Source organism: Ferrovibrio sp. (genome assembly GCF_046297595.1).
Taxonomy (GTDB): domain Bacteria; phylum Pseudomonadota; class Alphaproteobacteria; order Ferrovibrionales; family Ferrovibrionaceae; genus Ferrovibrio.
On the sequence record NZ_JBKBHT010000001.1, the window covers coordinates 872639 to 898461 of the forward strand.

Consider the following 25823-nt stretch of genomic DNA (forward strand, 5'->3'; position numbering starts at 1 on the left):
TCGATTGTTAAACTGGCACGTCAACCGTTGCGATTTCGTGACCAGCCGGAGATCGCCGCCGGGGTTTATTGCCGCGCTGCCGCAGCATCCGTTGCCGGGGCGGCGACCCCCGCTTTCGCCAGCTCGCGGCCGAGCGAGCCGCCGAGGAAGGCGAAATACATGCGGAAATCGGAGACGAACGACCACAGCGGGTAGCGGAAACTGGCCGGCTTGTTCTTCTCGAAGAAGAAATGGCCCACCCAGGCCGGCCCGTAGCCCGAGACCAGACCACCCAGCAGCCAATACAGGTTGCCTGTGGCAATGGCCGTGACCAGGCAGGCCAGCCCGATGCTGGTGCCCAGGTAATGCCAGGCCCGGGTGACTGGCCGGGCATGCTCGCGCAGGTAAAAGGGCCAGAATTCCGCGTAGGTCTGAATCCGGGCCGCGGACTCAATCCGCCCAGACGCAATCCGATTGTCGGACATTGTTGTTCCCTCCCAATTGGGTTGCAGCTAGAATATATTGAAAATACCGGTTTACCAGTAAAATTTCACCAACCCGGCCGGGAATCATGATTCTGTTTGACGTTTACGTAAACGTAAACTAAGACTCCCTGCCGACTCACAAAAACAAGCCCAATGGGAGGCATTACCGTGTCGGAGAAGACCTACACGATCACCGATCTGGCCCACGAATTCAAAGTGACGGCCCGCGCGATCCGTTTTTATGAGGACAAGGGCCTGCTGCATCCGTCCCGTCAGGGCATGATGCGGGTCTACACCAAGCGCGACCGCGCCCGCCTGCAGCTGATCCTGCGCGGCAAGCGGCTGGGCTTCAGCCTGGCCGAGATCCGCGAAATGATCGATCTCTACGACCTCGGCGACGGTCAACTGGAGCAGCTTCGCCTGACCCTGAAGCGCTCGCGCGACCGCCTCGGCGCCCTGGAGCAGCAGCGCCGCGACATCGAGGCCGCCGTGCTGGAACTCAAGCACGACATCCGCACGATGGAAGAATTCCTGAAAGCCCGCGAGCGCGACCGCCAGCCGGTGACGCTGAAGGAATTCGTGCAGACCCATGGCGGCAGCCACGAACTCGCCAGCGTGGCCGAATAACCGCTTTTCCTGAGTTTTTCCCGGGGAATCCTTGCCACAAGGCTTCCCCGGGGCCTTTCGACAACCAGATAAAGTCCGTCCGCATTCCAAGGAGACATCGTCATGCGCAACGTGGTGATTGCCGGCTACGCCCGCTCGCCCTTCACGCTGGCCCGCAAGGGCGCCCTCACCAAGGTTCGTCCTGACGATCTGACCGCCCAGGTGGTCAAGGCCCTGGTCGAGCGCACCGGCGTCGATCCGAAAGCCATCGAGGACGTGATCGTCGGCTGCGCCTTCCCCGAGGGTGAGCAGGGCCTGAACGTCGCCCGCCTGATCAGCTTCCTGGCCGGCCTGCCGCAGGAGGCCGCCGGCACCACGGTGAACCGCTTCTGCGGCTCGTCGATGCAGAGCATCCACCAGGCCGCCGGTGCCATCCAGATGAATGCCGGCGAGGCCTTCATCTGCGCCGGCGTGGAAAGCATGACCCGTGTGCCGATGGGCGGCTTCAACACCCTGCCGAATCCCAAGCTGCTGCAGGATTATCCGCAAGCCTATGTCTCGATGGGCATCACCGCCGAGAACCTGGCCAAAAAATACGGCATCGACCGCAAGGCGCAGGAGCAGATGGCAGTCGAAAGCCATGCCAAGGCCGCGGCGGCGCAGAAGGCTGGCAAGCTGAAGGACGAGATCGTCGCCATCGTCGATGGCAACAACCGCGTCGAGCTGGACGGCTGCATCCGCCCGGACACCTCGGCCGAGGGCCTGGCCGGCCTGAATCCGGCCTTCGACGCCGCCGGCACCGTCACCGCCGGCACCTCCTCGCCGCTGACCGACGGCGCCTCGGCCACGCTGGTCTGCTCGGAGGATTTCGCCAAGGCCCATGGCCTGAAGCCGCTGGCCCGCATCAAGTCGATCGCCGTGGCCGGCTGCGCGCCGGAACTGATGGGCATCGGCCCGGTGCCGGCGACGGAAAAGGCGCTGAAGCGCGCCGGCCTGTCGCTGAAGGACATCGACATCGTCGAACTGAACGAGGCCTTTGCCGCCCAGGCGCTGGCCTGCGTGAAACAGGCCAATTACGACATGAGCAAGGTGAACCTTGATGGCGGCGCCATCGCGCTGGGCCATCCGATGGGCGCCACCGGCGCCCGCATCACCGGCAAGGCCGCGTCGCTACTGAAGCGCGAAGGCAAGCAGTTCGCGCTGGCCACCCAGTGCATCGGCGGCGGCCAGGGCATCGCCACCGTTCTGGAAGCCGTGTAAGCGCCGGAGTCATCTGACCATGAGCGAGATCAAGAAAGTCGCCGTGATCGGCGCCGGCGTGATGGGTTCCGGCATAGCCGCCCATGTCGCCAATGCCGGTATTCCCGTGGTGCTGCTCGACATCGTGCCGGCTGGCGCCAATGACCGCAGCGCGCTGGCCAAGGGCGCCATCGAAAAGATGCTGAAGACCAAGCCCGCGCCGTTCATGCATCCGCGCGTCGCCAAGCTGGTCACCCCGGGCAACCTGGAAGACGACCTCGACAAGCTCGCCGATGTGGATTGGATCTGCGAGGCGATCATCGAGAATGTCGAACTGAAGCGGAAGCTCTATGCCCAGCTGGAGCAGAAACGCAAGAAAGGTTCGATTGTCACTTCCAACACCTCGACGATTCCGCTCGACCTGCTGACCGAGGGCCTGCCCGAGAGCTTCGCTCAGGATTTCGCCGTCACCCACTTCTTCAACCCGCCGCGCTACATGCGCCTGTTCGAACTGGTGAAAGGCCCGAAGACCCGTCCGGACGCCATCGAGGCGCTGCGCCGCTTCGGCGACGTGAAGCTGGGCAAGGAAGTGGTGGACTGCAAGGACCGCCCGGGCTTCATCGCCAACCGCATCGGCATTTACTGGTCCACCGTGGCCACCGCGCTGGCCTATGACCTGGGCCTGACCGTGGAAGAGGCCGACAGCATCGTCGGCCGGCCGATGGGCGTGCCCAGGACCGGCATCTTTGGTCTGGCCGATCTGACCGGCATCGACCTCGGCCCGTATGTGGTCGGCTCGATGCTCAAGACCCTGCCCAAGACCGATCCGCTGCATCTTTTCTACAAAGCGGATCATCCGCTGAATGCCCTGATGCAGAAGATGATCAAGGACGGCTATACCGGCCGCAAGGGCAAGGGCGGCTTCTACCGCGCCCGCGGCAAGGAAGTGCTGGACCTCAAGACCGGCGAATACCGCCCGCTGCAGCGTGCCAATCTGGACTCCGCCAAGGCGGCCAAGAAAGGCCTGCGTGCCCTGGTCGAGCATGAGGACAAGGGCGGCCAGTATGCCTGGGGCGTGCTCAGCCGCGTGCTGAGCTATGCCGCCGACCTGGTGCCCGAGATCGTCGACGACATCGCCGCGGTCGATACGGCGATGAAGACCGGCTACGCTTGGAAATACGGCCCCTACCAGCAGATCGACCAGCTCGGCACGGGCTGGTTCGCCGAGAAGCTGAAGGCTTCCGGCATGCCGGTGCCGAAGATGGTGGAAATCGCCGCCGGCCGCCCCTTCTACAAGGAAGAGAACGGCAAGGCCTATCGCCTGACGCCGAAGGGCGATTACGCCGAGATCGTTGTGGCACCCGATGCCTGGACGCTGGCCGACATGAAGCGCGGCAAGCAGCCGATCATGTCGAACAAGGGCGCCAGCCTCTGGGATGTGGGCGACGGCGTCGCCTGCTTGGAGCTGCACACCAAGATGAATTCGGTGGATGCCGACATCATCGCGATGGTCAAGGAAGCCGGCAAGATCGACAAGAAGGGCTTCAAGGCTCTGATCATCGGCAGCGATTCAGATAACTTCTCGGTCGGCGCCAATGTGGGCATCGCGCTGTTCCAGGCCAATATCGCCATGTGGCCTGCCATCGAGCAGGGCATCTCGGAAGGCCAGGATGCCTATATGAAGCTGAAATACGCACCCTTCCCCGTCGTGGCTGCCGTGGGCGGCATGGCACTGGGCGGCGGCTGCGAGCTGGCGATGCACTCCTCGGCCATCCAGGCCCATGCCGAAAGCTATATGGGCCTGGTGGAAGTGGGTGTCGGCGTGATCCCTGGTTGGGGCGGCTGCAAGGAGCTGGTCACCCGCGCGATCACCAACAAGAAACGCCCGGGCGGCCCGATGCCGGCGCTGGCCCAGGTGTTCGAGGCGATCTCGACCGCCAAGGTGGCGACGTCTGCCATGGAAGCCCGCGACATGCTGATCCTGCGCGACAGCGACGGCATCACCATGAACCGCCGCCGCCTGCTGGCCGATGCCAAGGCGAAGGCGCTGGAACTGGCCAAGGATTACAAGCCGCCGGTGCCGGTGGAGATCAGCCTGCCGGGCCCCAGCGCCAAGGCGGCGATGAGCCTGGCCGTGGAAGGTTTCTTCCAGCAGGGCAAGGCCACCAAGCACGACGTGGTGGTGTCGGGTGCGCTGGCCAACGTGGTGTCGGGCGGCAAGACCGACATCACCGAGGTGATCACCGAGAAGAAGCTGCTCGAGCTTGAGCGCGAGAACTTCATGACGCTGATCAAGACCAGCGCCACGCTGGACCGCATCGAACACATGCTCACCAAGGGCAAGCCGCTGCGTAACTGAGCAGCGCCCCTAAGCAGAGAATTGAGGGAGACAGGCCATGCCGAGCTATACCGCCCCGATCAAGGACTTCCAGTTTGTGCTGCACGACGTGCTGCAGATGGAAAAGATGAGCAACCTGCTGGGCTTCACCGATGCCAGCCGCGACGTCGTCGACGCCGTGCTGGAAGAAGGCGGCAAGTTCATGAGCGAGGTCACCGCGCCGCTGAACCGCGTCGGCGACCTGGAAGGCTGCAAGTGGGATAACGGCGTGGTCACCACGCCGACCGGCTTCAAGGAAGCCTATAAGCAGTATTGCGAGGCCGGCTGGGGCGCGCTGACGGCGGAAGAGAAATACGGCGGCCAGGGCCTGCCCCATGTGCTGGGCATCGCCATGGCGGAAATCCAGTCCTCGGCCAACATGGCATTCGCCATGTATCCGGGCCTGACCCACGGCGCCTACGAGGCGTTGCTGCGGCACGGCTCGGAAGAGCAGAAGAACATGTATCTGCCGAACATGGCGTCGGGCAAATGGACCGGCACCATGAACCTGACCGAACCCCATTGCGGCACCGACCTGGGCCTGATGCGCACCAAGGCCGAGCCGCAGGATGACGGCAGCTACCTGATCACCGGCACCAAGATCTTCATCTCGGCCGGCGAGCACGACATGGCCGAGAACATCATCCACCTGGTGCTGGCCAAGATTCCCGGCGGCCCGGAAGGCATCAAGGGCGTCAGCCTGTTCCTGGTGCCGAAATTCCTGGTCAATCCCGACGGTTCGCTGGGCGCCCGCAACGGCGTGTCCTGTGGCTCGATCGAGCACAAGATGGGCATCCACGGCAATTCCACCTGCGTGCTGAACTACGACAACGCCAAGGGCTGGCTGGTCGGCCAGAAACACAAGGGCATGCAGGCGATGTTCGTGATGATGAACGCCGCCCGCCTCGGCGTCGGCGTGCAGGGCCTGTCCCAGGCCGAGGTGGCCTACCAGAACGCGCTGACCTATGCCAACGACCGCCTGCAGGGCCGTTCGATCACCGGCACCAAGGCGCCTGAAAAGCCGGCCGATCCGATCATCGTGCATCCGGATATCCGGCGCATGCTGCTGACCATCAAGGCCTTCGTCGAGGGCAGCCGCGCGCTGGCGCTGTGGACCGGTCTCGAGCTGGACGTCGCCGCCAAGCACCCCGACGCCGAACGCCGCCAAGAAGCCGACGATCTGGTCGCCTTCCTCACGCCGATGGTGAAAGCCTACATGACCGATTTCGGCTATCAGTGCACCACCATGGCCCAGCAGGTCTATGGCGGCCACGGCTATATCGCCGAATGGGGCATGGAGCAGTTCGTGCGCGATGCCCGCATCGCCATGATCTACGAAGGCGCCAACGGCATCCAGGCGCTGGATCTGGTCGGCCGCAAGCTGCCGACCGGTATCGGCCGTCTTGCCCGCCGTTTCTTCCACCCGGTTTCGGCCTTCATCGAGGAAAAGATGATGAGCCCGGCGATCGGCAAGGACTACGTGATGCCGCTGGCCAAGGCCTTTGCCCGCCTGCAGACTGCCACCGCGGTGATCAGCGAGCGCGGCATGAAGAACCCGGACGAAGCCGGTGCGGCCTCATGGGACTACCTCAACATGTTCGCCCTGGTCGCACTCGGCTTCATGTGGGCGAAGATGGCCGAGGTGGCCAAGCAGAAGCTGGCCGAGGGCGCGGCGGACAAGGACTTCTACGAGACCAAGCTGGTGACGGCGCGCTTCTTCATGGAGCGCATGTTGCCCGACACGGCGGCACAACTGGCCAAGATCCAGGCCGGTTCTGAAAGCACCATGATGCTGAAGGCCGCCAACTTCTGATCATGAAAGGCCGTGCAAGGCACGGCGAGTCTAGGAGAGGAAACGAAGAGAATGACCGAATACGGCATCCCGCGCAGCATCTACACTGAAGACCACCAGATGTTCCGCGAGGCGGCGCGCAAGTTCTTCGAGCGCGAGGTCGTGCCCCATCACGCCAAATGGGAAGAAGACGGCCTCGTGCCGAAAGAGGTGTGGCGCAAGGCCGGCGAGAACGGTTTCCTGTGCGCCACCATGCCGGAAGAATATGGCGGTTCCGGCGTCGACCGCCGCTATTCGGCCATCCTGATGGAAGAGCAGGCCTATACCGGCTGCACCGGTCCGGGCTTCTCGCTGCATTCCGACATCGTCGCGCCCTACATCCTCGCCTATGGCTCGGAAGAGCAGAAGAAGAAGTGGCTGCCCAAGATGGCCTCCGGCGAGGTGATCGGCGCCATCGCCATGACCGAGCCGAGCGGCGGTTCCGACCTGCAGGCGGTGAAGACCACGGCCATCCGCGACGGCAACGAATTCGTCATCAACGGCCAGAAGACCTTCATCACCAACGGCCAGAATGCCGACCTGGTGATCGTGGTGACCAAGACCGACCCCAAGCAGGGTGCCAAGGGCACCACTTTGTTCCTGGTGGAAGCCGGCCGCGAGGGCTTTACCAAGGGCCGCAACCTCGAAAAGCTGGGCATGAAGGCGCAGGACACCTCCGAGTTGTTCTTCGCCGATGTGCGCGTGCCGCCCGAGAACATGCTGGGCGGCGAGGGCCAGGGTTTCTTCTATCTGATGCAGGAACTGGCCTGGGAGCGCCTGCAGATCGCCATCATGGCGGTGGCCGGCTGCGAGGCCGCGCTGAAATGGACGGTGGATTACACCCGCGAGCGCAAGGCCTTCGGCAAATCGGTGCTGGATTTCCAGAACACCAAGTTCGAACTGGCCGAGATGAAGACCGAGACGCAGATCGCCCGCGTCTTCGTCGACAAATGCATCGAGATGGTGGCCGAACACAAGCTGGATGTCGCCACCGCCGCGATGGCGAAATACTGGTGCAGCGACCTGCAGTGCAAGATCCTCGACCACTGCCTGCAGCTGTTCGGCGGCTATGGCTTCATGTGGGAATACCCGATCACCCGCGCCTATGCCGATGCCCGCGTGCAGCGCATCTATGGCGGCACCAACGAAATCATGAAGGAACTGATCAGCCGTACGCTTTGAATAACCGGGAATCCGGCGCAACACACAGACTAGGGAGAGAACAATGACCGAAGCCTTCATCTACGACGCCGTGCGCACGCCGCGCGGCAAGGGCCGCGCCAGCGGCGCTTTGCATGAAGTCACCCCGATGCGGCTGGCCACCACGGCGCTGGAAGCCGTGCGCGACCGCAACGACCTCGACACCTCCCTCGTCGACGACGTGGTGCTGGGCTGCGTCATGCCGGTGGGCGAACAGGGTTCCGACATCGCCCGCGTCGCCGTGATCCAGTCGGGTTATGCCGAGACCACTGCCGGCGTGCAGATCAACCGCTTCTGCGCCTCGGGTCTGGAAGCCTGCAACATGGCGGCCGCGCAGGTGATGTCGGGCCAGAGCCAGATGGCGATCGGCGGCGGCGTGGAAAGCATGAGCCGCGTGCCGATGGGCTCCGACGGCGGCGCCTGGGCGACCGATCCGGCCGTGGCCCTGCCCACCTATTTCGTGCCCCAGGGCATCTCGGCCGACCTGATCGCCACCAAATACGGCTTCAGCCGCGACGATGTCGATTCCTATGCGGTGGAAAGCCAGAAGCGCGCCAAGCGCTCCTGGGACGAGGGTCGGTTCGGCAAATCGATCATTCCGGTGAAGGACATCAACGGCCTGACCATCCTGGACCGCGACGAGCATATGCGCCCGGATACCACGATGCAGACCCTGGCCTCGCTGGACCCGTCCTTCACCATGATGGGTGAGCAGTTCGGCTTCGACTCGGTGGCCATGCAGCGTTATCCCGATGTGGAGCGCATCGAGCATGTGCACCATGCCGGCAATTCCTCGGGCATCGTGGACGGCGCCGCCGCCGTGCTGATCGGCAATGCCGAGGCCGGCAAGAAGGCCGGCCTGAAGCCGCGTGCCCGCATCCGCAGCTTCGCCTCGATCGGTTCGGAGCCGACCATCATGCTGACCGGTCCGTCTTTCGCCGCCGAGAAGGCGCTGAAGCTCGCCGGCATGAAGCCGTCGGATATCGATCTCTATGAACTGAACGAGGCCTTTGCCTCGGTGGTGCTGCGCTTCATGCAGGCGCTGAACATCCCGCATGACAAGATCAACGTGAATGGCGGCGCCATTGCGCTGGGCCATCCGCTGGGCGCCACCGGCGCGATGATCCTGGGCACCATGGTCGACGAGCTGGAGCGCACCGGCAAGAGCACCGCGCTGGTGACGCTCTGCGTCGGCGCCGGCATGGGCACCGCCACCATCATCGAGCGCGTCTAAGCGCCAACACGTTAATTCAGGGACGAAACAATGATCGAATACAGCATCGACGGCGACGGCGTTGCCGCCATCGTCTGGAACATGGCCGACCGGCCGATGAACGTGATGAACGGCGACAGCCTGGCCGCCTTCCGCGAGGCCGTCTACAAGGCGATCCAGGACAAGGCCGTGAAGGGCGTGATCGTCACCTCGGCGAAGAACGACTTCGTCGCCGGCGCCGATCTGGTGAACCTGTTGAAGGAAAGCCAGGACGCCGCCAAGGCCCTGCAGAACAGCTTCGCCCTGCAGAAGCTGTTCCGCGACATCGAAAAGGCCGGCAAGCCCTTCGTCGCTGCCATCAACGGCACGGCCCTGGGCGGCGGTTATGAAATCTGCCTGGCCTGCCACCGCCGCATCGCCGCCGACAACCCCAAGGCCCTGATCGGCCTGCCGGAAGCCAGCATTGGCCTGCTGCCCGGCGCCGGCGGCACCCAGCGCCTGCCACGCATGATCGGCGTGTCGAAGGCCCTGCCGATGATCCTGGAAAGCAAGAAGGTCGATCCCAAGGCCGCGCTCAGCTTAGGCATGGTCGACGAGGTGGTGGCGCCGGGCGAGCTGTTGATCCGCGCCAAGGCCTGGCTGCTGGCCGAGGGCCAGACCGGCCATGTGAAGCCCTGGGACCAGAAGGGCTTCCGCGTGCCGGAAGCCGCCAATACGCCCAAGGGCGCGCAGGTCTTCACCGCCGGCAACGCCATGCTGCGTGCCAAGACCATGGGCAACTATCCCAACGCGCAATACATCATGTCCTGTGTCTATGAGGGCATGCTGGTCGACATCGATACCGGCCTGAAGATCGAAAGCCGCTATTTCGTCGCCTGCACCCAGTCGAAGGAAGCGCGCAACATGATCCGCTCGCTGTTCTTCTCGATCGGCGAGGCCAACAAGCTGGCCAACCGGCCCAAGAACGTGCCGACCCAGGCCTATACCAAGGTGGGCATCCTGGGTGCCGGCATGATGGGCGCGGGTATTGCCTGGGCCGCGTCTTCCGTGGGCCTGCAGGTGGTGCTGCTGGATTCCACCCAGGAAGCCGCCGACAAGGGCAAGGCCTATTCCGCCGGCCTGCTGGACCGGCGGATCAAGTCGCGCCGCGCGACCGAGGCCGACAAGGAAAAGCAGCTCGGCCTGATCAAGGCCACGACGTCCTACGACGACCTCAAGGGCTGCGAGCTGGTGATCGAGGCTGTGTTCGAGGATCGCACCATCAAGGCCGACGTGACCAAAAAGGCCGAGGCCCAGCTTGAGCCGACTGCCATCTTCGCCTCCAACACCTCGACCCTGCCGATCACCGGCCTGGCCGAGGCCAGCGCCCGCCCGGCCAATTTCATCGGCCTGCATTTCTTCTCGCCCGTCGACAAGATGCCGCTGGTGGAGATCATCCGTGGCAAGCAGACCTCGGACGAGACGCTGGCCCGCGCCATGGACTTCGTGAAGAAGATCCGCAAGACGCCGATCATGGTGAACGACAGCCGCGGCTTCTACACCAGCCGCGTGTTTGCCACCTACGTCACCGAGGGCCTGACCATGCTGGCCGAGGGCGTGGCACCCGCGATCATCGAGAATGCCGGCAAGATGGCCGGCATGCCGGTCGGTCCGCTCGCGCTGGCCGACGAGGTCTCGCTGGAACTGATGCACCGCGTGCGCAGCCAGACAAAAAAGGACCTGGGCGATGCCTACAAGGCGGACGGTTCCGAGCCCGTATTGCAGGCGATGGTCGAGAAGCTTGGCCGCATCGGCAAAAAGGCCGGCAAGGGCTTCTACGACTATCCCGCCGATGGCCGGAAGAAGCTGTGGGCCGACCTGGGCAAGCATTTCCCGGTGAAGGCCGAACAGCCCGATCTCAAGGATGTGATCAAGCGCCTGGTCTACATCCAGTCGGTCGAGACCGCCCGCTGCCTGGAAGAAAAGGTTGTCATCGACGTGCGCGATGCCGATGTCGGCTCGATCATGGGGTGGGGCTTCCCGCCTTTCCGGGGCGGCACGGTCAGCAACATCGACATGGTCGGCGTGAAGCCTTTCGTGGCCGAATGCGACCAGCTGGCGCAGAAATTCGGCGCCCGATTCACGCCACCGAAACTGCTGCGCGACATGGCCGACCAGGGCAAGGCCTTCTACGCCGCCTGAGCTTCGCAATGCATCAAAACGGAAGGGCCGGTTCAAACCGGCCCTTTTTGTTTGTGTAAATCCAACTTGTTGCGTTGCAAAATTGGTCCGAACACTGGTCCACGCCATCGCTACAATGCGGCATTGACCCATCTGCGCCCGCAACCTAGTTTGGTCTCAATCAATAACAAATTGCCTCCCATCGTACTGGATTTGCCGATGCCAGCCGAAACCGGTCAGACCGACCGGCGCGGCGCGGGATCGGACACAGTGATGTCGCGTAAAGAATCGACAACGAATGGGAGGACTACAATGACCGATCAATCCATCATCAAGCCGGAAGCTGCCAAGGCCAGCCGCCGCAAGTTCCTGAAAACCGGCGGTCTTGCGGCAGGCGCCGTCGCTGCCGGTACGTTCGCGATGCCGAATGTGTCGCGCGCGCAGACCGTGACGCTGAAAATGCAGAGCTCCTGGACCGCATCCGACATCTTCCAGGAAATGGCGGCGGATTACTGCACGCGTGTGAACGAGATGGCCGGCGGCCGCCTGAAGATCGACCTGCTGGTCGGTGGCGCGGTGGTGCATCCGTTCAGTGTGCAGGATGCCGTGCATACGGGCGTTCTGGATGCCTGCCACACCGTGACGGTGTACTGGTATGGCAAGCACAAAGCCGCCTCGCTGTTCGGCACCGGCCCGGTTTTCGGTTTCAACGCCGAACAGGGTCTGGGCTGGATCTACAATGGTGGCGGCAAGGAACTGTATGCCGAGCTGATCAACGACATCCTGAAGCTCAACATCGTCAGCTTCTTCGCCATGCCGATGCCGACCCAGCCCCTGGGCTGGTTCAAGAAGCCGGTGAAAAGCGCGGCCGACATGAAGGGCCTGAAATACCGCACGGTGGGTCTGGCGGCCGACCTGATGCAGGCCATGGGCCTGGCGGTGGCGCAGTTGCCAGGCGGCGAAATCGTGCCCGCCATGGAACGCGGCGTGATCGATGCCTTCGAGTTCAACAACCCGACCTCGGATCGTCGTTTCGGCGCGCAGAACGTGGCCAAGAACTACATGCTCGGCAGCTATCACCAGGCGACCGAGTATTTCGAGATCATGTTCAACAAACAGAAATTCGCCGGCCTGCCAAAGGAGCAGCAGGCGATCCTGCAATATGCCGCCGAAGCCGCCTCTTCGGCGAATTACTGGAAGGCCATGGATATCTATTCCAAGGACCTGCAGGAGCTCAGGGAGAAGGACAAGGTGAACGTCCTCCGCACCCCGAAGGACGTGTTCGAAGCCCAGATCAAGGCCTGGGACGGCATCATCGCCACGCTGGGCAAGGATCCCTACATGAAGAAGGTGATGGATTCGCAGAAGGCCTGGGTGAAGCGGGTCGTCTATTACGAGACCCTCAACGCGGCCGACTACGTCACCGCCTACGAGCACCATTTCGGCAAGATGCAGGGCTGAACGGAGCGATCCGGACATACCTGCCCCTACTCCATGGGCGGCGCCGCGAGGCGCCGCCCTCTTCATCACCGCCAGTAAATCCTGCCTCCGGGTGAACCGCCAATGACGCGCCTCTTGCTCTTCATCGACCTGCTCAGTTCATGGGTGGGAAAATGCTTCGGATGGCTGATCCTCGTACTCACGCTGGGCGTCAGCTACGAAGTCTTCATGCGCTACCTGCTTGGCGCGCCCACCACCTGGGCCTTCGACATCAGCTACATCACCTATGGCGCGCTGTTCCTGATGGCGGGCGCCTACACGCTGTCGCGCAACGGCCATGTGCGCGCCGATGTGATCTACCGCCTGTGGAAACCCAAGACGCAGGCCACCGTCGACCTTATCCTTTACATCATCTTCTTTTTCCCGGCCGTACTGGCTTTCATCTGGGCTGGCTGGAACTTCGCCAAGATGTCGGTGATGTTCAAGGAACTGAGCATCTTCAGTCCGGCCGGCATTCCCGTCTTCCCACTCAAGGCACTCATACCGGTGACCGGCGTCCTGCTGTTCTTCCAGGGTATCGCCGACGTGATCCGCTGCATCATCTGTATCCGCACCGGAGCATGGCCACAGCGCCTGCATGACGTGGAAGAGATGGAAACGGCGATCCTTGCCGAACAGCAATATCAACAAGAACACGCCGGCGAAAACGCCGCTTCGGGCAAGGGAGCCTGACCATGACCGACCCGCAGGTCGCCATTCTGATGCTGTCTCTGTTCATCCTCATTGTGATGCTGGGATTCCCCATCGCGTTCACCCTGATGGCGATGGGCGTGATGTTCGGTTATTACGCCTATGCAAACCCGAACCAGCTCGACAATATTTTCGACAACCGCGTTTTCAGCCTGCTGGTGCAGAAGACCTTCGAGGTCACATCCAGCGACGTGCTGACCGCCGTGCCGCTATTCCTGTTCATGGGATATGTGGTCGAGCGATCCAACATCCTCGACCGTCTGTTCCATTCCGTGCAGGTGGCGATGCGCAACGTGCCGGGCGCCCTTGCGGTCGCCACGCTGATCACCTGCGCCCTGTTTGCCACGGCCACCGGCATCGTCGGTGCGGTCGTCACCCTGATGGGCCTGCTGGCTTTCCCGGCCATGCTGAAGGCGCGGTACAATACCGGCCTCTCGGCCGGCGTGGTCTGCGCCGGCGGCACCCTGGGCATCCTGATCCCGCCCTCGATCCTGCTGATCGTCTACGCCGCCACCGCCGGCATCTCGGCGGTAAAGCTTTATGCCGCGGCCCTGTTCCCCGGTTTCCTGCTGGCCGGTCTGTACATCGTCTATGTCATCGGCGTGGCGGTGGTGAAACCGGACTGGGCGCCTAAACTGCCCAAGGAACAGACCGAGATATCCTTCGCCAGGGTCTTCTGGGGTCTGCTGACGTCATTCTTCCCGCTCGCCATCCTGATCCTTGCCGTGCTCGGCGCGATCCTGTTCGGCCTCGCCACGCCCTCGGAAGCGGCCGGCATCGGCGCGCTGGGCAGCCTGATGCTGGCGGCGGCCTACCAGCAGCTTACGTTCCAGAGAATCAAGGAAGCGGTGTTCCTCACCGCACGTACCACGGCGATGGTCTGTTACCTGTTCATCGGGTCGTGGACCTTCTCCTCAGTTTTCTCGTATCTCGGCGGGCATTCGGTGGTCGAGCATTTCATCCTCAGCCTGAACATGACGCCGATCGAGTTCCTGATCATGACGCAGGTGATCATCTTCCTGCTGGGCTGGCCGCTGGAATGGAGCGAGATCATCATCATTTTCGTGCCGATCTTCCTGCCCCTGCTGAAGGTGTTCGAGATCGATCCGATCTTTTTCGGCATCCTGGTGGCACTGAACATTCAGACCTCGTTCAACACCCCGCCCATGGCTATGGCCGCCTATTACCTGAAGGGCGTATCGCCACCGCATGTGAAACTGACGGAGATATTCGCCGGCGCCCTGCCCTTCGTCTTCATGGTGTTCCTGTCCATGGTGCTGATCTATATCTTCCCCGAGATCGTTCTGTGGCTGCCGGAATACCTGTACGAAGTGCGCTGAGTCGGGTGAATGGGTAACGCAATGACTGTGACGACCAGCGACGGACTGGAATGGATGGCGGCTACCGATGCGGCGGCCGCCATCGCCGACGGGCGCCTGACCTCGCGAGAACTGACCGAAGCCTGCCTGGACAGTATCGCCCGGCAGGAAGACACGGTCGGGGCCTGGACCTTCCTGGACCGCGAGCTTGCCCTGCTGCAGGCCGACATGGCCGACGATGCCCATCGCGCCGGCAAGCCACACGGCCCGCTGCATGGTGTGCCGGTCGGCGTAAAGGACATCTTCGATACGCAGGACATGCCGACGGGTGATGGTTCGCCCCTGCATGCCGGCCGCACGCCCCGCCGGGATGCCGCCGCCGTGGCCATGCTGCGCCAGGCCGGCGCGGTGATCCTGGGCAAGACGGTCACTACCGAATTCGCCGTTTATCATCCGGGCAAGACCGCCAATCCGCTGGATCCCACGCGCACGCCCGGCGGCTCTTCCAGCGGCTCGGCCGCCGCCGTGGCCGCCGGCATGGTGCCGCTGGCCATCGGCAGCCAGACCAACGGCTCGGTGATCCGCCCGGCCTCCTTCTGCGGCATCGTCGGCTACAAGCCGACCTTTGGGCTGATCCCGCGCACCGGCGTCCTGCGCCTGTCGCGCGTACTGGACCATGTGGGCGTTTTTGCCCGCTCTGTGCCCGATGCCGCACTGATCGCCGAATGCATGATCGGCTTTGATCCCGATGATCCGGCTACGAAGCCACAGCGCATGCCCCTGCTAGAAACGGCGGCCAGCCCACCGCCAGTCACGCCGCGCCTTGCCTTCGTGCCCTCGCCGCTCTGGGACCAGGCCAGCCAGGATACGCAGGCCGGTTTTGCCGAACTGGCCGAGGCCCTGGGCGCGATTGTCGAGCGTATCGACCTGCCATCGGCCTTCGGCAATGCCGTCGCCTGGCACAAGACGGTGATGGAAACCGACCTGGCGGTGAACCTGGCCCGCGAATACGACGATTCGCCCGAGCAGATCAGCCCCGTGCTGCGGGAAATGATCGCCCGCGGCCGCAGCGGATATGCCAGCTTCGATTATGCCCGTTCCCTCGAAGCCATCGAACGCCTGAACGATGCGCTGGAGGATTCGTTCTTCGCCTATGATGCTTTCATCACGCCGGCTGCACCGGGCGTGGCACCGCAGGGCCTGCAGGCCACCGGTAGCCCGGCCTTCTGCACGATCTGGACCTTTTGCGGCCTGCCGGCCGTGACCATTCCCCTGCTGCAGGGCGAGAATGGCCTGCCGATTGGCGTGCAGCTGGTGGGGCCGCGCGGCAGCGATGCCCGCCTGCTGCGTGTCGCCAACTGGCTGCACAATTTCGACTTCAACTGACCGGACGGGAGACCGCCATGTTCAAATCCAACCTTCTTGCCGGCCTGATCGGAATCGCGCTGATGTGCGCCTTCCTGGGCGTCATGATCGCCTGGGTCAAAGCCGTCCCGCTGATCGTGATCTGGGTCGGCGTCATGCTGATGATGATCTACGACTTCATCAAGACCATGCGCGACATCCGGCGTAATTCCGGCAACTGATCCAGAGGTAGCCCCATGACACCGCCCGCCTCGCCGCTCAAGGCCATTCATGACATCCGCGCCACGGTTTCGGCCGAGGAATGGCAGGTGCGCGTCGATCTCGCTGCCGCCTATCGCCTGGTGGCGAATTATGGCTGGGACGACCTGATCTTCACCCATATCTCCGCCCGCGTGCCGGGGCCGCAGGAGCATTTCCTGATCAACCCCTATGGCTGGATGTTCCATGAGATCACGGCGTCCTCGCTGGTGAAGGTGGACCTGGAAGGCAATATCGTTTCGCCCACCGACAACATCATCAATCCGGCCGGCTTCACCATCCACTCCGCCGTGCATGCGGCGCGCCACGATGTGGGCTGCGTGCTGCATCTGCATACCGGCGACGGCATCGCGGTGTCGGCCATGGCCGAAGGCCTGCTGCCGCTCAGCCAGACCGCCATGGTGGCGCTGAGCAACCTGAGCTACCACGAGTTTGAAGGCATTGCCCTCAATCTCGATGAACGCGAACGGCTGGTGTCCGATCTGGGCATGAATAACCTGATGATCCTGCGTAACCATGGCACGCTGGCCTGCGGCAAAACCGTGGCCCAGGCCTTCCTCAACATCCATCTGCTGGAACGGGCCTGTCAGGCCCAGGTGCGCGCCCTGGCCGGCGGCCGGCCAATGCACACACCTCCTGTGGAGGTGCAGGAGGTGGTGAAGGCGCAGGTGCGCGGCATGAAGATCGATGTCAGCGGCCTGGCCTGGGCCGGCCTGCTGCGGATGCTGGATGCGAAGGATTCCGGCTACAGGTCCTGAAGCCGCCTCAGCAGCATATCCACATCGGCTTCGGTCTGGTGCAGGCCGAAGCCGAACCGCAGGCGCCGGCCACGCAGGTCGGTGACGATGCTGGCTTCCGCCAGCCGCCCATGCATCGTTTCGGCGTCATCCAGATCAAAGGTGAGGAAATTGCCACGCGCCGGGTTTGCCTGCGGCACCACCAGCCGTTCCGCCGAGAAGCCGGCCGGCAGACCCGCGATGAAGCGCCGCTGCAGGGCCAGGGCATGATCATGGATCATCGCCACCGTGATACCCTGCGCCAACAGCCAATCCTGCACGGCATTGAAACGATACAGCCCCGAGGCGTCGAAGGTGGCACCCATGAAACGCCAGCCGTTTTCCGCATAGGCCACGCGGTTGTCGCCGGCTTTGCTCAATGCGCCGAAAGCGGCATACCAGCCGGTGTCGCGCGGTCGTGTACCCCAGCCCGGCGGGCAATGCATGAAACACACGCCCTCGCCCGCCATGGCATATTTGTAGCCGCCCGCCAGATAGAAGGCGCGGCCCTGATAGGCCGACCAGTCCACCGGGCGGGCCATGAAGGCGTGATAGCCATCGATGGCAAGCAGCGCGTCGCCGGCGGCGGCCACGATGCTGTCCATATCCGGGACGGCGAAACCGGAATTGAAAAACACCTGGCTGAGATAGATCAGGTCGAAGCCGGAACCGGCCGCTGCCGCGAAGCGCACCGCGAAACTGTCGAATGGCTCAGTCGCCACGCGCTGCACCTGCACGAGGCCATCCTCTTCCAGCCGTGCAATCTGGCGCGTGAAGGAATGGAATTCGCTGTCGCTGGTCAGGATGCGCACTGGCCGGTCTGCCGGACAGCAGGAAAGCAGGCGCATCAGCAACTCGTGGGTGTTCGGCGCGAAGACGATAGCGGCCGGATCGCTTAAATCCAGTTGCCGCGCGATATGCTTCTGCGCCTCCGGCAGCACATGGCCCAGGATATGCTCCCATTTGTCGTCGATCAGGCGCGCGGCATCGTCCCAGGCCTGCTGATGGGCGGTGCGACTGACATCCGGCCAGGGGTGATGGCTGTGGGCGGCGAAATGCAGCCGCAGCGGGTCGCTGCCTAAAAAACGGCTGAAATGGGATTTCAGGTCGAGCAAGGCAGGTATCCCGCTTTTCGCCCTTTCCGTATTGGGCATGATATTTTAAGCTTAAAATTATTTGCGGAGCAAGCCCATGACCACCGACGGCATCCAGACCGATTTCTCCGACCGGATGAGCTACGGCGACTATCTGAAGCTCGACACCCTGCTGTCGGCGCAGGCACCGCTTTCGGCCGAGCATGACGAATTGCTGTTCATTGTCATCCACCAGGTGCAGGAATTGTGGATGAAGCTGCTGAACCACGAACTCGACACGGCGATGCAGCATATCCGCGCCGACGCGCTGGGCCCATCCTTCAAATGCCTCTCGCGCGTCTCGCGCGTGCAAATGCAGCTCATCCAGGCCTGGGACGTGCTCGCCACCATGACGCCGGCGGATTACCTGCGTTTCCGCCCGGTGCTGGGCTCCTCCTCGGGCTTCCAGTCCTGGCAGTATCGTCTGATCGAATTCAAGCTCGGCGCCAAGAACGAACTGATGCTGAAACCCCATCGCCACCGCGCCGACATCCACGCCCGCCTGCTGGCGGCTTTCGAGGCGCCCAGCCTCTATGACGAGGCCCTGCGCCTGATGGCTCGCCGCGGCCTTGCCGTGCCTGATGATGTGCTGAACCGCGACGTGACCAAGCCGCATCAGGCCGATCCGCGTATCGAGGCGCTGTGGCAGGTCATCTATCGCGAGTCCGAGACCCATTTCGATCTCTACGAGATGGCCGAGGAGCTGGTCGACGTGGAAGACAGCTTCCAGCAATGGCGCTTCCGCCACATGAAGACGGTTGAGCGCATCATCGGCATGAGGCAAGGCACCGGTGGCAGCGCCGGCGTCGCCTATCTGCGCCAGGCGCTGGAGCGCAGCTTCTTCCCCGAATTATGGTCCGTGCGCACGAAACTCTAGCAGTCTGCCGCGCGGAAATGCGGCAATCTGCCTAACGAAACAGCCTTGCGATACTGGACGGCGCGTGAGCGCTGTGGCACGAGAAAATCCGCATGGACAGCGATTTCTTTCATGCCTAAAACATCCTGCACCGCATCCCTCCAGCGAGGTTTCCCATGACCGCGATCCGGCATCTCATCCGTTTCCTTTCCGGCGCCGCCCTTGTTCTCGGCGTCTCCGTCGCGTCGGCGCAGGCCCAGCCGATCAAGATCGGCATCGCGCAATGGGGCCCACATCCGCAGCTGGAAAAAGCCGTTTCCTCCTTCAAGGCCGAGCTGACCCGCCTCGGACTGACCGAGGGCAAGGACGTGGTTTACGAGATCGACCAGGCCAATTTCGACGTCGCCCTGCTGCCGCAGCTGCTCAACAAGCTGAAGGCCACCAAGCCGGCGATGATCTACACCATCGCCACGCCCGTCACCCAGGCCGCCAAGCAGGCCCTGAAGGGCAGCGGCATTCCCATCGTCTATGCCGCGGTCAACAACCCGGTGAAGGCCAGTCTGGTGCCCAGTTGGACCGAAGGCGCCGACGACATGGCGGGTGCCTCCGACCAGCAGGACATGGATGCCGTGCTGGCCTTTGCCCGCAAGCTGCTGCCCAATGCCAAGCGGCTCGCGGTCGCCTATAACCCCGGCGAAGACAACAACCTCGCCGTCTTCGAGCAGGTGAAGTCCACCGCCGGCAAATACGGCTTCAGCGTGGTGGGCGCCGGCATCGACAATCCGGCCGATATCCCGATCCGCATCGCCGCGCTGAAGGGCCAGGCCGACCTGGTCTATACGCCGACCGGCGGCCTGATCCAGCCCGGCCTGCCCGCCATCGCCGCCTCGGCCGGCCAGATCGGCATCCCGGTGCTGAATGCCGGCGTCGAAGCCGCCAAGCAGGGCATCGTGCTGGCCGGCTATGCGGTGGATTACGGCAAGATCGGCGCCAATGCCGCCAGTGTCGCCTACAAGATTCTGAAGCAGGGCGCGAAAATGAAGGATCTTCCGCCGGTGCGCGCCTCGGCCGCCGACCACGAAGCGGCGATCAGCAGCAAGCAGCTGGCGAAGCTGAACCTCAAGCTGCCGGCCGAACTGGCCGACTGCAAATGCGTGGCCGAGTGACCCCGGCCGCGTGATGCTCGCCGTCACCGACCTGCGCAAGCGCTTCTTCCCCGGCACGCCGAACGAGCGGATCGCACTGGACGGCATCGGCTTCGATCTGCCGGCCGGCGCCTTCTGTGTGGTGATCGGCTCGAACGGCGCCGGCAAGAGCACGCTACTGAATGCCATCGCCGGCAAGTTTGCGCTGGATGGCGGCAGCATCGCCATCGGCGGCGAGGACGTGGCGCACGAACCGGCCTGGAAACGCGCCCGCCTCGTGGCGCGCGTGTTCCAGGACCCGATGATCGGCACTGCCGCCGGCATGACGGTGGAGGAAAACCTGCTGCTGGCCGAGTTGCGCTCCAAGCCGCATCGCCTGCGCTGGGGCCTGACGGCGGATCGCCGCGCACGTTACCGCGACGAACTCGGCCTGCTGGGTCTGGGGCTGGAAAACCGCCTGGGCGACAATATCGAGGCACTATCAGGCGGCCAGCGCCAGGCCGTGTCGCTGGTGATGGCTGTGCTGGGCGAGCCCAGGCTGCTGCTGCTGGACGAGCATACGGCGGCGCTTGACCCTCTCACGGCCGAGCGGGTGCTGGAAGCCACCATACGCGTGGTGCGCGAGCGCAAACTCACCACCCTGATGGTGACGCATAACATGCAGCATGCCATCGATTGCGGCGACACGCTGCTGATGCTCGATGCCGGCAGGGTTCTGCTGCTGGCAAAAGGCGAAGAGAAAGCCGGCCTCGGCATCAACGACCTGATCGCGCGCTTCCGCCACAAGGAAGACCGCATCCTGCTGGCCGGATAAGGCATCATGGATATCCTGCTGCGGTTCTACGAACTGGTACCGGTGACGCTGGCGCAAAGCCTGATCTATGCCTTCGTCGCCTTCGGAGTCATGCTGCCGTTCCGGCTGCTCAGCTTCCCCGATCTCACCAGCGAAGGCAGCTTCCCCATCGGCGGCTGCGTGGCCGGTGCCATGATCGCGGCCGGCTTCAGCCCGCCGCTGGCCATTCTGGCGGGCGCTCTCGGCGGCTTCCTCGCCGGCTCGGCCACTGCGATGGTCAGCCTGAAATTCCGCATTTCCTCGCTGCTGGCCGGCATCATCATCGTCACCATGGTCTACAGCATCAACCTGCGCATCATGGGTCGTTCCAATATCGCGCTGTTCCAGTTCGACAACCTGTTCGACATGGTCTGGCCCGGCATGAACAATACGCTGTGGCAGAAGATCATCTTCCTCGGCATTGGTGTCGCCCTGCTGCTGGGGCTGGCCTACGCCTTCCTGCGCACGGAAAAAGGCATCGCCTTCCGCGCCGTGGGCGCCAATCTTGACATGGCCGAGGCCCAGGGCATCCATAGCTGGTGGCATATCGTGCTGGGCTTCGGCGCGGCCGGCGCGCTCTGCGCCTTTGCCGGCGCCCTGGTGGTGCAGTCGCAGGGTTTTTCCGATGTGAATATCGGCTTCGGCGTGCTGATCAATGGTCTGGCCGCCGTGATCATCGGCGAGCTGATCACCGGTCGGAACAGCGTGTGGCGGCAGTTGCTGGCGCCGATCGTTGGCGCGGTGGTCTATTTCCAGATCATCTCGGTCTGCCTGGCCCTGGGTCTGGCGCCGACCGACCTGAAATTCGCCACCGGCGCACTGGTGCTGCTGATGCTGGCGGCACCGAAGATCCTGCCGGGCCTGAAGCGCGGCGGCGACCGCGAGAAAATCCGCGAAACCGTCTAATAGGCGGTGAACAGCACCATGAAGGCCGAAACGGTGACGGTGGCGATCATCGTCGTCACCAGGATGGTGCTGGAGGTGCGCTGCACATAGGTGTTGGTGGCGGTGGCGAGGATATAGACATTCGCCGCCGTCGGCATCGAGGCCTGGATCACCGCGACCGCTGTGAGGAAGGCATCCAGCTTCAGCACATAGGCCGCCAGAATCCAGACCAGCAGGGGATGGATCGCCAGTTTGCCGATGGCAGTGAGCGTCACCTGATCCAGACCTTCCGAGATCGGCCGACCGACCAGCGTGAGGCCCAGCGCGAACAGTGCGCAGGGTGCGGCGGCATCCGACAGCAGGCTGAGCAGGGCATGCAGCGGTACCGGCAAGCTCAGCCCGGTCAGGCCCCAGATCAGGCCGGCGAAGGTGGAGAGGATCAGCGGATTGCGGTTCATGCCGATGGCGACCTTGCGAAAGATCGCCCCCAGCGAGGCATGGCCGCCGCCGGTGCCTTCGATGATCGCGGTGGTGAGCGGGATCAGCAGGATGTGGTCGAACACGATCACCAGCACGGCCGGCAGCACGGCGGCATCGCCGAACAGCGTGACCAGGATCGGCAGCCCCATGAAGCCGACATTGCCGAAGCTGGCGCCCATGCCCTGCACGGCGCGTTCGCCCCATTTCATCGGGAACAGTAGGCGGCTGAGCCCCACCACCAGACCATAGGCCAGCAGCCCGCCGCCGGTGTAGGCGGCCACGAATTTCGGATCGAAGGCCTCGAAGACCGGCGCCTCCGACATCTTGAGGAACAGCATGGCCGGCAGGGCGAACCAGATCACGAAGGCATTCAGACCCAGATAGGCCTGCGCGGTGATCAGCCGCGTGTAGCCGGCGGCATAGCCGGTGAAGATCAGGCCGAAAAACGGCAGCGAGACGTTGAGCAGTGTTTCCATGTCGCGCCGCCCCCCTTTCCCTGCCTTATTCCGCCGGCTGCGGCATCACCAGCCGCTTCGAGAACGATTGCCGCACATGGTCCGGCATCACGATGGATTTGCGGGCCTTCAGGTCGAACAGCACGGCAATGATCTCGGCGCGGGCCAGCGGCTGGCGCGTGTTGCTGTCGAGCAGGAAATGGCAGAAGCGCCAGGTCTTCTCGCGCAGTTCCAGGATTCCGGTGCGGGTGTAATAGGCATCGCCTATGTTCAGCGGCCCGAAATAGTCGATGGCATAATCCAGCGCCGCCGAACCCAGGCCCTGCTGCCGCATCTGCTCCGCCGTCAGATCGCCACCGGCCAGCATATTGCCGGCCGCTTCGGAAAACCGCGCCATGTAGAAACGCGTGGCCATGCGTCCGGTTTCTTCCGCTTCCCAGCGGTCCACCGCGCCACGGCAGGTCTCATACATGCCGTCCACCGGCGCGGATGGCGCCGGCGGGTTGCCGGCCGGACCGGGCGGCGGCGGCGCGACAAGCTGTGCGGCCAACGCCTCGGCTGCCTGCTTCACATCGGCCGACAAAGCCAGCGCACCGCTGCCATCCAGGGCATCGAGAATTACGGTCGCCTCGCAGGTGGCCGACAATGTGCCTGTCTCGTCTTCATAGAGTTCGTGATAGAGATGAAGGCGGTCGGCTTCCACCGCACGGATGCCGCTGCGCAGGCGCAGCACCGCGCCCTCGTGGTTCTCGCGCTTGAACTGGATGCGATGCCGCAGCGGGCGCAGGGCCGCCTTGTCTGCACGCCGCCGCGTGGGGCCATAACCCAGCGCCAGCAGCACCTGTTTCTCGGCGGCGGCGAAATGCGACAGATAGAACTGCACGTTCATATGGCCCATGCGGTCGCATTCCCAGGATGCGACCAGGCTGCGGCCGCTGGGCAGGAAGCCCTGCTCGACCGGCGGGATGGCCACGGCACCGGGCGCGTCATCGGCACGCACCAGCACACGCTGGAAGCCGGCCTCGATATCGGCCGGCAGGGAAACGGATTTGCGCGACTGCAGATCGAGGCAGAGTCCGAACACATCCGCCGTCATGCAGAGTTGGCCGCTTTCGGCGTTGTAGAGCCGATGGTGGAAACGCAGCTTCTTGCCTTGCGCCATCGTGACGCCGCTTTCCATGCGGATCAGGTCGCCGGCATGCAGTTCGGCCAGGTATTTCAGGTCCGACTGCACGGCGGCGATGCCGAGCTTCTGTTCGGCAAAGGCCTTGCGGCCGAAGCCGGCTGCCATCAGCACGCTGGCCGCGGCATCGCTGAAGCGCGCGGTGTAGAACTGCACGTTCATATGGCCATACTGGTCGCATTCCCAGGCGGCGACGCCGCCGCGGTAGCTTTCGATAAAATTGCTCACGGGGACTCTCTCGGGTCGGGCTTTGTTTTTTAATTCCGCCCATGTTCGCCCGTCAGGACGGGCGGCGCAACTCCTTGCTCAGCCGCTCAATCAGGGCTCAGCCGCTCGGTCAGGCTTTCCACGGCCCGGCGCACCACGGCCTCGCCGTCATCCCCCAGCACCTTCAGGCGCCCGGTGACCTGCAGCATAAGCGCGCCGGTGATGGCCGCCGCCAGCGACACCGTCTCGGCTTTCAGTGCCTCGGGCGGCAATGGCGCCAGCCGGCGGATGCCGTCGCCCAGCACGGTGTAGCACTGGATCAGGCGGCCGTTCAGCAAGCGGTCGAGCTCGGGATTGAGCCCCACCGGTTTCAGACCCTGGGCCAAGTAAAGCCCGAGATGGAGGTCGTCGGGCCGGTCGCGGTAGAAGCCGTAAAACGCGAGCGCCGCCGCCAGCAGGTGATCTTCGGCCGATGCCTTCACCACCGCGTCGCGCAGATGCTTCAGCAGGTCGGCCAGCGATCCGGCCAGCATGTCGGCATACAGTGCTTCCTTGCCCGGATAATGCAGATACACCGTGCCCACGGCCACGCCGGCCTCGGCGGCGATGGCACGCAGGGTGGCGCCCTCCAGCCCGTCGCGGGCAAAGATCGTGCGCGCGGCCTGCAGGATGGCCTCGCGCTTGAATGCCTTCACCGCCCCGCGGCGCTTCTGCTTCGCGGCGGCAGTGTCGGCGTTGATGCTTATCTCAGCGGGCATTCTTCCAGGCCAGCGGATCGCCGCCATCGCGTTCCTTCACGGCGGCCTTGAAACCGATCTGTTCGCAGCGCTGCTTGAAGGCCACGCCTTCCGGCGAATGGCGCGTGATGCCGTCGAACAGCGTCGCCAGCGTCTGCGTCGAGTTCAGGCCCATATTGTCATAGGCCTGGTTGACCATCATTTTCTGCATCATCAGCTGGTTTTTCGGCACGCTGGCGATGCGTGCCAGCAGGGCCTCGACATGATCGTCGAGCTGATCCTCCGGCACGGCGTCGATCACCAGGCCGTATTCCTTGGCCGTCTTGCCGTCGATTAGGTCGCCGGTCAGCAGCATGCGCTTGGCCTTCTCGGCGCCTAAGCGATAGACCCACATCGCCGTGGTGGGGCAGCCCCAGATGCGCGCCGGCGGATAGCCGATCTTCGCATCTTCCGCCATCACCACCAGGTCGCAGCACAGGGCGATGTCGCTGCCGCCGGCCACCGCGAAACCGCGCACCTTGGCCACGACAGGCTTCAGCGAGCGCCAGAGGCTGAAATAACAATCGGTGGCATGCCGCATCCACTGGTAATCCACCAGCGGGTCCCAGGGCATGTCCTGGCTGCCTTTCACCGGGCGCGGCGCCTCGGCATATTCCTTGAGGTCGTAACCTGAGCAGAAGGCCCGCCCCGCGCCGGTCAGCGCGATCACATGTACCTCGTCATCCAGGTTGGCGCGTTCCACCGCGGCCCGCAGCAGGTCGGGCGTCTCTTCATGGATGGCGTTCAGGTGCTCGGGGCGGTTCAGGGTGATGCGGGCGATGCGGCCGTCGCGCTCGTACAAAACGATGGGGTCTGCAGCCATGGTTTCCTCCTGCTTATGGAGGAAACCGTATCATCGTTCATAAAAATGAA

Annotated in this window: 23 protein-coding genes; 17 read left to right on the forward strand and 6 right to left on the reverse strand. The window is 63.7% G+C overall.

Annotation, left to right across the window (positions count from 1 at the left end; translation table 11 throughout):
* Positions 1-65: 65 nt before the first annotated feature.
* A complete protein-coding gene (locus tag ACK4FJ_RS04385; RefSeq protein ID WP_409764589.1) occupies positions 66-464 on the reverse strand; it encodes an Mpo1-like protein in 399 nt (132 codons plus the stop codon).
* Between the two features lie 168 nt (positions 465-632).
* Here ACK4FJ_RS04385 and ACK4FJ_RS04390 point away from each other — a divergent pair, with 168 nt between their 5' ends.
* The 13 genes from ACK4FJ_RS04390 (at position 633) to ACK4FJ_RS04450 (ending at position 16980) form a co-directional block, all read left to right on the forward strand.
* A complete protein-coding gene (locus ACK4FJ_RS04390; protein ID WP_409764592.1) occupies positions 633-1091 on the forward strand; it encodes a MerR family transcriptional regulator in 459 nt (152 codons plus the stop codon).
* A gap of 102 nt (positions 1092-1193) precedes the next feature.
* Entirely contained in the window at positions 1194-2330 is a 1137-nt protein-coding gene (locus ACK4FJ_RS04395; RefSeq protein WP_409764595.1) for a thiolase family protein, read from the forward strand.
* A 19-nt stretch (positions 2331-2349) separates the two neighbouring features.
* Positions 2350-4668: a 3-hydroxyacyl-CoA dehydrogenase/enoyl-CoA hydratase family protein gene (locus ACK4FJ_RS04400; RefSeq protein ID WP_409764598.1), complete on the forward strand. Its 2319-nt coding sequence runs from the start codon at positions 2350-2352 to the stop codon at positions 4666-4668.
* 37 nt (positions 4669-4705) lie between these two features.
* On the forward strand, positions 4706-6499 hold the full coding sequence (locus tag ACK4FJ_RS04405; RefSeq protein ID WP_409764601.1) for an acyl-CoA dehydrogenase C-terminal domain-containing protein: 1794 nt from the start codon (positions 4706-4708) through the stop codon (positions 6497-6499).
* A 51-nt stretch (positions 6500-6550) separates the two neighbouring features.
* A complete protein-coding gene (locus tag ACK4FJ_RS04410) occupies positions 6551-7699 on the forward strand; it encodes an acyl-CoA dehydrogenase family protein (protein WP_409764604.1) in 1149 nt (382 codons plus the stop codon).
* A gap of 43 nt (positions 7700-7742) precedes the next feature.
* Positions 7743-8951, forward strand: coding sequence for an acetyl-CoA C-acetyltransferase (locus tag ACK4FJ_RS04415; RefSeq protein WP_409764607.1), 1209 nt, complete (start codon positions 7743-7745; stop codon positions 8949-8951).
* 30 nt (positions 8952-8981) lie between these two features.
* Positions 8982-11111, forward strand: coding sequence for a 3-hydroxyacyl-CoA dehydrogenase NAD-binding domain-containing protein (locus ACK4FJ_RS04420; RefSeq protein WP_409764610.1), 2130 nt, complete (start codon positions 8982-8984; stop codon positions 11109-11111).
* A 291-nt stretch (positions 11112-11402) separates the two neighbouring features.
* A complete protein-coding gene (locus ACK4FJ_RS04425) occupies positions 11403-12551 on the forward strand; it encodes a TRAP transporter substrate-binding protein (RefSeq protein ID WP_409764613.1) in 1149 nt (382 codons plus the stop codon).
* 102 nt (positions 12552-12653) lie between these two features.
* Complete coding sequence (locus ACK4FJ_RS04430; RefSeq protein ID WP_409764615.1) at positions 12654-13262, forward strand: TRAP transporter small permease subunit; 609 nt, start codon at positions 12654-12656, stop codon at positions 13260-13262.
* 2 nt (positions 13263-13264) lie between these two features.
* Positions 13265-14620, forward strand: a complete 1356-nt coding sequence (locus ACK4FJ_RS04435) for a TRAP transporter large permease subunit (RefSeq protein ID WP_409764617.1) — start codon at positions 13265-13267, stop codon at positions 14618-14620.
* A 21-nt stretch (positions 14621-14641) separates the two neighbouring features.
* Positions 14642-15985 carry an amidase gene (locus ACK4FJ_RS04440; protein ID WP_409764618.1) on the forward strand — a complete coding sequence of 448 codons (1344 nt, stop codon included), beginning with the start codon at positions 14642-14644 and terminating at the stop codon, positions 15983-15985.
* A 17-nt stretch (positions 15986-16002) separates the two neighbouring features.
* A complete protein-coding gene (locus ACK4FJ_RS04445; protein WP_409764620.1) occupies positions 16003-16185 on the forward strand; it encodes a hypothetical protein in 183 nt (60 codons plus the stop codon).
* 15 nt (positions 16186-16200) lie between these two features.
* Positions 16201-16980, forward strand: a complete 780-nt coding sequence (locus ACK4FJ_RS04450) for a class II aldolase/adducin family protein (RefSeq protein WP_409764622.1) — start codon at positions 16201-16203, stop codon at positions 16978-16980.
* Here ACK4FJ_RS04450 and ACK4FJ_RS04455 read toward each other — a convergent pair.
* Positions 16968-18152 (reverse strand): aminotransferase class V-fold PLP-dependent enzyme, encoded by a 1185-nt coding sequence (locus ACK4FJ_RS04455; RefSeq protein WP_409764624.1) that lies wholly within the window; start codon positions 18150-18152, stop codon positions 16968-16970. The two genes, ACK4FJ_RS04450 and ACK4FJ_RS04455, sit on opposite strands and share 13 nt — an antisense overlap.
* A gap of 37 nt (positions 18153-18189) precedes the next feature.
* On the opposite strand from ACK4FJ_RS04455, the gene kynA reads away from it, so the two are divergent.
* From kynA to ACK4FJ_RS04475, 4 genes are all read left to right on the forward strand, one after another.
* Entirely contained in the window at positions 18190-19008 is an 819-nt protein-coding gene (kynA, locus tag ACK4FJ_RS04460) for a tryptophan 2,3-dioxygenase (RefSeq protein WP_409764626.1), read from the forward strand.
* Positions 19009-19163: 155 nt separating this feature from the next.
* Complete coding sequence (locus ACK4FJ_RS04465) at positions 19164-20153, forward strand: ABC transporter substrate-binding protein (protein WP_409764628.1); 990 nt, start codon at positions 19164-19166, stop codon at positions 20151-20153.
* A gap of 13 nt (positions 20154-20166) precedes the next feature.
* The gene (locus tag ACK4FJ_RS04470) at positions 20167-20946 is read left to right on the forward strand and encodes an ABC transporter ATP-binding protein (protein ID WP_409764872.1); all 780 of its coding nucleotides are present in this window, start codon (positions 20167-20169) and stop codon (positions 20944-20946) included.
* 6 nt (positions 20947-20952) lie between these two features.
* Positions 20953-21870: an ABC transporter permease gene (locus ACK4FJ_RS04475; protein ID WP_409764630.1), complete on the forward strand. Its 918-nt coding sequence runs from the start codon at positions 20953-20955 to the stop codon at positions 21868-21870.
* Here ACK4FJ_RS04475 and ACK4FJ_RS04480 read toward each other — a convergent pair.
* The 4 genes from ACK4FJ_RS04480 to ACK4FJ_RS04495 all read right to left on the reverse strand — a co-directional run bounded on the left by ACK4FJ_RS04480 (position 21867) and on the right by ACK4FJ_RS04495 (position 25773).
* On the reverse strand, positions 21867-22805 hold the full coding sequence (locus ACK4FJ_RS04480; protein WP_409764632.1) for an AEC family transporter: 939 nt from the start codon (positions 22803-22805) through the stop codon (positions 21867-21869). The genes ACK4FJ_RS04475 and ACK4FJ_RS04480 overlap by 4 nt on opposite strands.
* Before the next feature lie 25 nt (positions 22806-22830).
* Positions 22831-24195: a thioesterase family protein gene (locus ACK4FJ_RS04485; RefSeq protein WP_409764634.1), complete on the reverse strand. Its 1365-nt coding sequence runs from the start codon at positions 24193-24195 to the stop codon at positions 22831-22833.
* Positions 24196-24281: 86 nt separating this feature from the next.
* The gene (locus ACK4FJ_RS04490) at positions 24282-24932 is read right to left on the reverse strand and encodes a TetR/AcrR family transcriptional regulator (protein WP_409764635.1); all 651 of its coding nucleotides are present in this window, start codon (positions 24930-24932) and stop codon (positions 24282-24284) included.
* Positions 24922-25773, reverse strand: a complete 852-nt coding sequence (locus tag ACK4FJ_RS04495) for a crotonase/enoyl-CoA hydratase family protein (RefSeq protein ID WP_409764636.1) — start codon at positions 25771-25773, stop codon at positions 24922-24924. The genes ACK4FJ_RS04490 and ACK4FJ_RS04495 overlap by 11 nt, the downstream gene beginning before the upstream one ends.
* Positions 25774-25823 lie beyond the last annotated feature (50 nt).

Bases quoted from the DNA above. Each gene is read 5' to 3' on its own strand.
- ACK4FJ_RS04385 (WP_409764589.1), bottom strand. From the start codon at position 464: ATGTCCGACAATCGGATTGCGTCTGGGCGGATTGAGTCCGCGGCCCGG.
- ACK4FJ_RS04395 (WP_409764595.1), top strand. From the start codon at position 1,194: ATGCGCAACGTGGTGATTGCCGGCTACGCCCGCTCGCCCTTCACGCTG.
- ACK4FJ_RS04400 (WP_409764598.1), top strand. From the start codon at position 2,350: ATGAGCGAGATCAAGAAAGTCGCCGTGATCGGCGCCGGCGTGATGGGT.
- ACK4FJ_RS04405 (WP_409764601.1), top strand. From the start codon at position 4,706: ATGCCGAGCTATACCGCCCCGATCAAGGACTTCCAGTTTGTGCTGCAC.
- ACK4FJ_RS04410 (WP_409764604.1), top strand. From the start codon at position 6,551: ATGACCGAATACGGCATCCCGCGCAGCATCTACACTGAAGACCACCAG.
- ACK4FJ_RS04415 (WP_409764607.1), top strand. From the start codon at position 7,743: ATGACCGAAGCCTTCATCTACGACGCCGTGCGCACGCCGCGCGGCAAG.
- ACK4FJ_RS04420 (WP_409764610.1), top strand. From the start codon at position 8,982: ATGATCGAATACAGCATCGACGGCGACGGCGTTGCCGCCATCGTCTGG.
- ACK4FJ_RS04425 (WP_409764613.1), top strand. From the start codon at position 11,403: ATGACCGATCAATCCATCATCAAGCCGGAAGCTGCCAAGGCCAGCCGC.
- ACK4FJ_RS04430 (WP_409764615.1), top strand. From the start codon at position 12,654: ATGACGCGCCTCTTGCTCTTCATCGACCTGCTCAGTTCATGGGTGGGA.
- ACK4FJ_RS04435 (WP_409764617.1), top strand. From the start codon at position 13,265: ATGACCGACCCGCAGGTCGCCATTCTGATGCTGTCTCTGTTCATCCTC.
- ACK4FJ_RS04440 (WP_409764618.1), top strand. From the start codon at position 14,642: ATGACTGTGACGACCAGCGACGGACTGGAATGGATGGCGGCTACCGAT.
- ACK4FJ_RS04445 (WP_409764620.1), top strand. From the start codon at position 16,003: ATGTTCAAATCCAACCTTCTTGCCGGCCTGATCGGAATCGCGCTGATG.
- ACK4FJ_RS04450 (WP_409764622.1), top strand. From the start codon at position 16,201: ATGACACCGCCCGCCTCGCCGCTCAAGGCCATTCATGACATCCGCGCC.
- ACK4FJ_RS04455 (WP_409764624.1), bottom strand. From the start codon at position 18,152: ATGCCCAATACGGAAAGGGCGAAAAGCGGGATACCTGCCTTGCTCGAC.
- kynA (WP_409764626.1), top strand. From the start codon at position 18,190: ATGACCACCGACGGCATCCAGACCGATTTCTCCGACCGGATGAGCTAC.
- ACK4FJ_RS04465 (WP_409764628.1), top strand. From the start codon at position 19,164: ATGACCGCGATCCGGCATCTCATCCGTTTCCTTTCCGGCGCCGCCCTT.
- ACK4FJ_RS04470 (WP_409764872.1), top strand. From the start codon at position 20,167: ATGCTCGCCGTCACCGACCTGCGCAAGCGCTTCTTCCCCGGCACGCCG.
- ACK4FJ_RS04475 (WP_409764630.1), top strand. From the start codon at position 20,953: ATGGATATCCTGCTGCGGTTCTACGAACTGGTACCGGTGACGCTGGCG.
- ACK4FJ_RS04480 (WP_409764632.1), bottom strand. From the start codon at position 22,805: ATGGAAACACTGCTCAACGTCTCGCTGCCGTTTTTCGGCCTGATCTTC.
- ACK4FJ_RS04490 (WP_409764635.1), bottom strand. From the start codon at position 24,932: ATGCCCGCTGAGATAAGCATCAACGCCGACACTGCCGCCGCGAAGCAG.
- ACK4FJ_RS04495 (WP_409764636.1), bottom strand. From the start codon at position 25,773: ATGGCTGCAGACCCCATCGTTTTGTACGAGCGCGACGGCCGCATCGCC.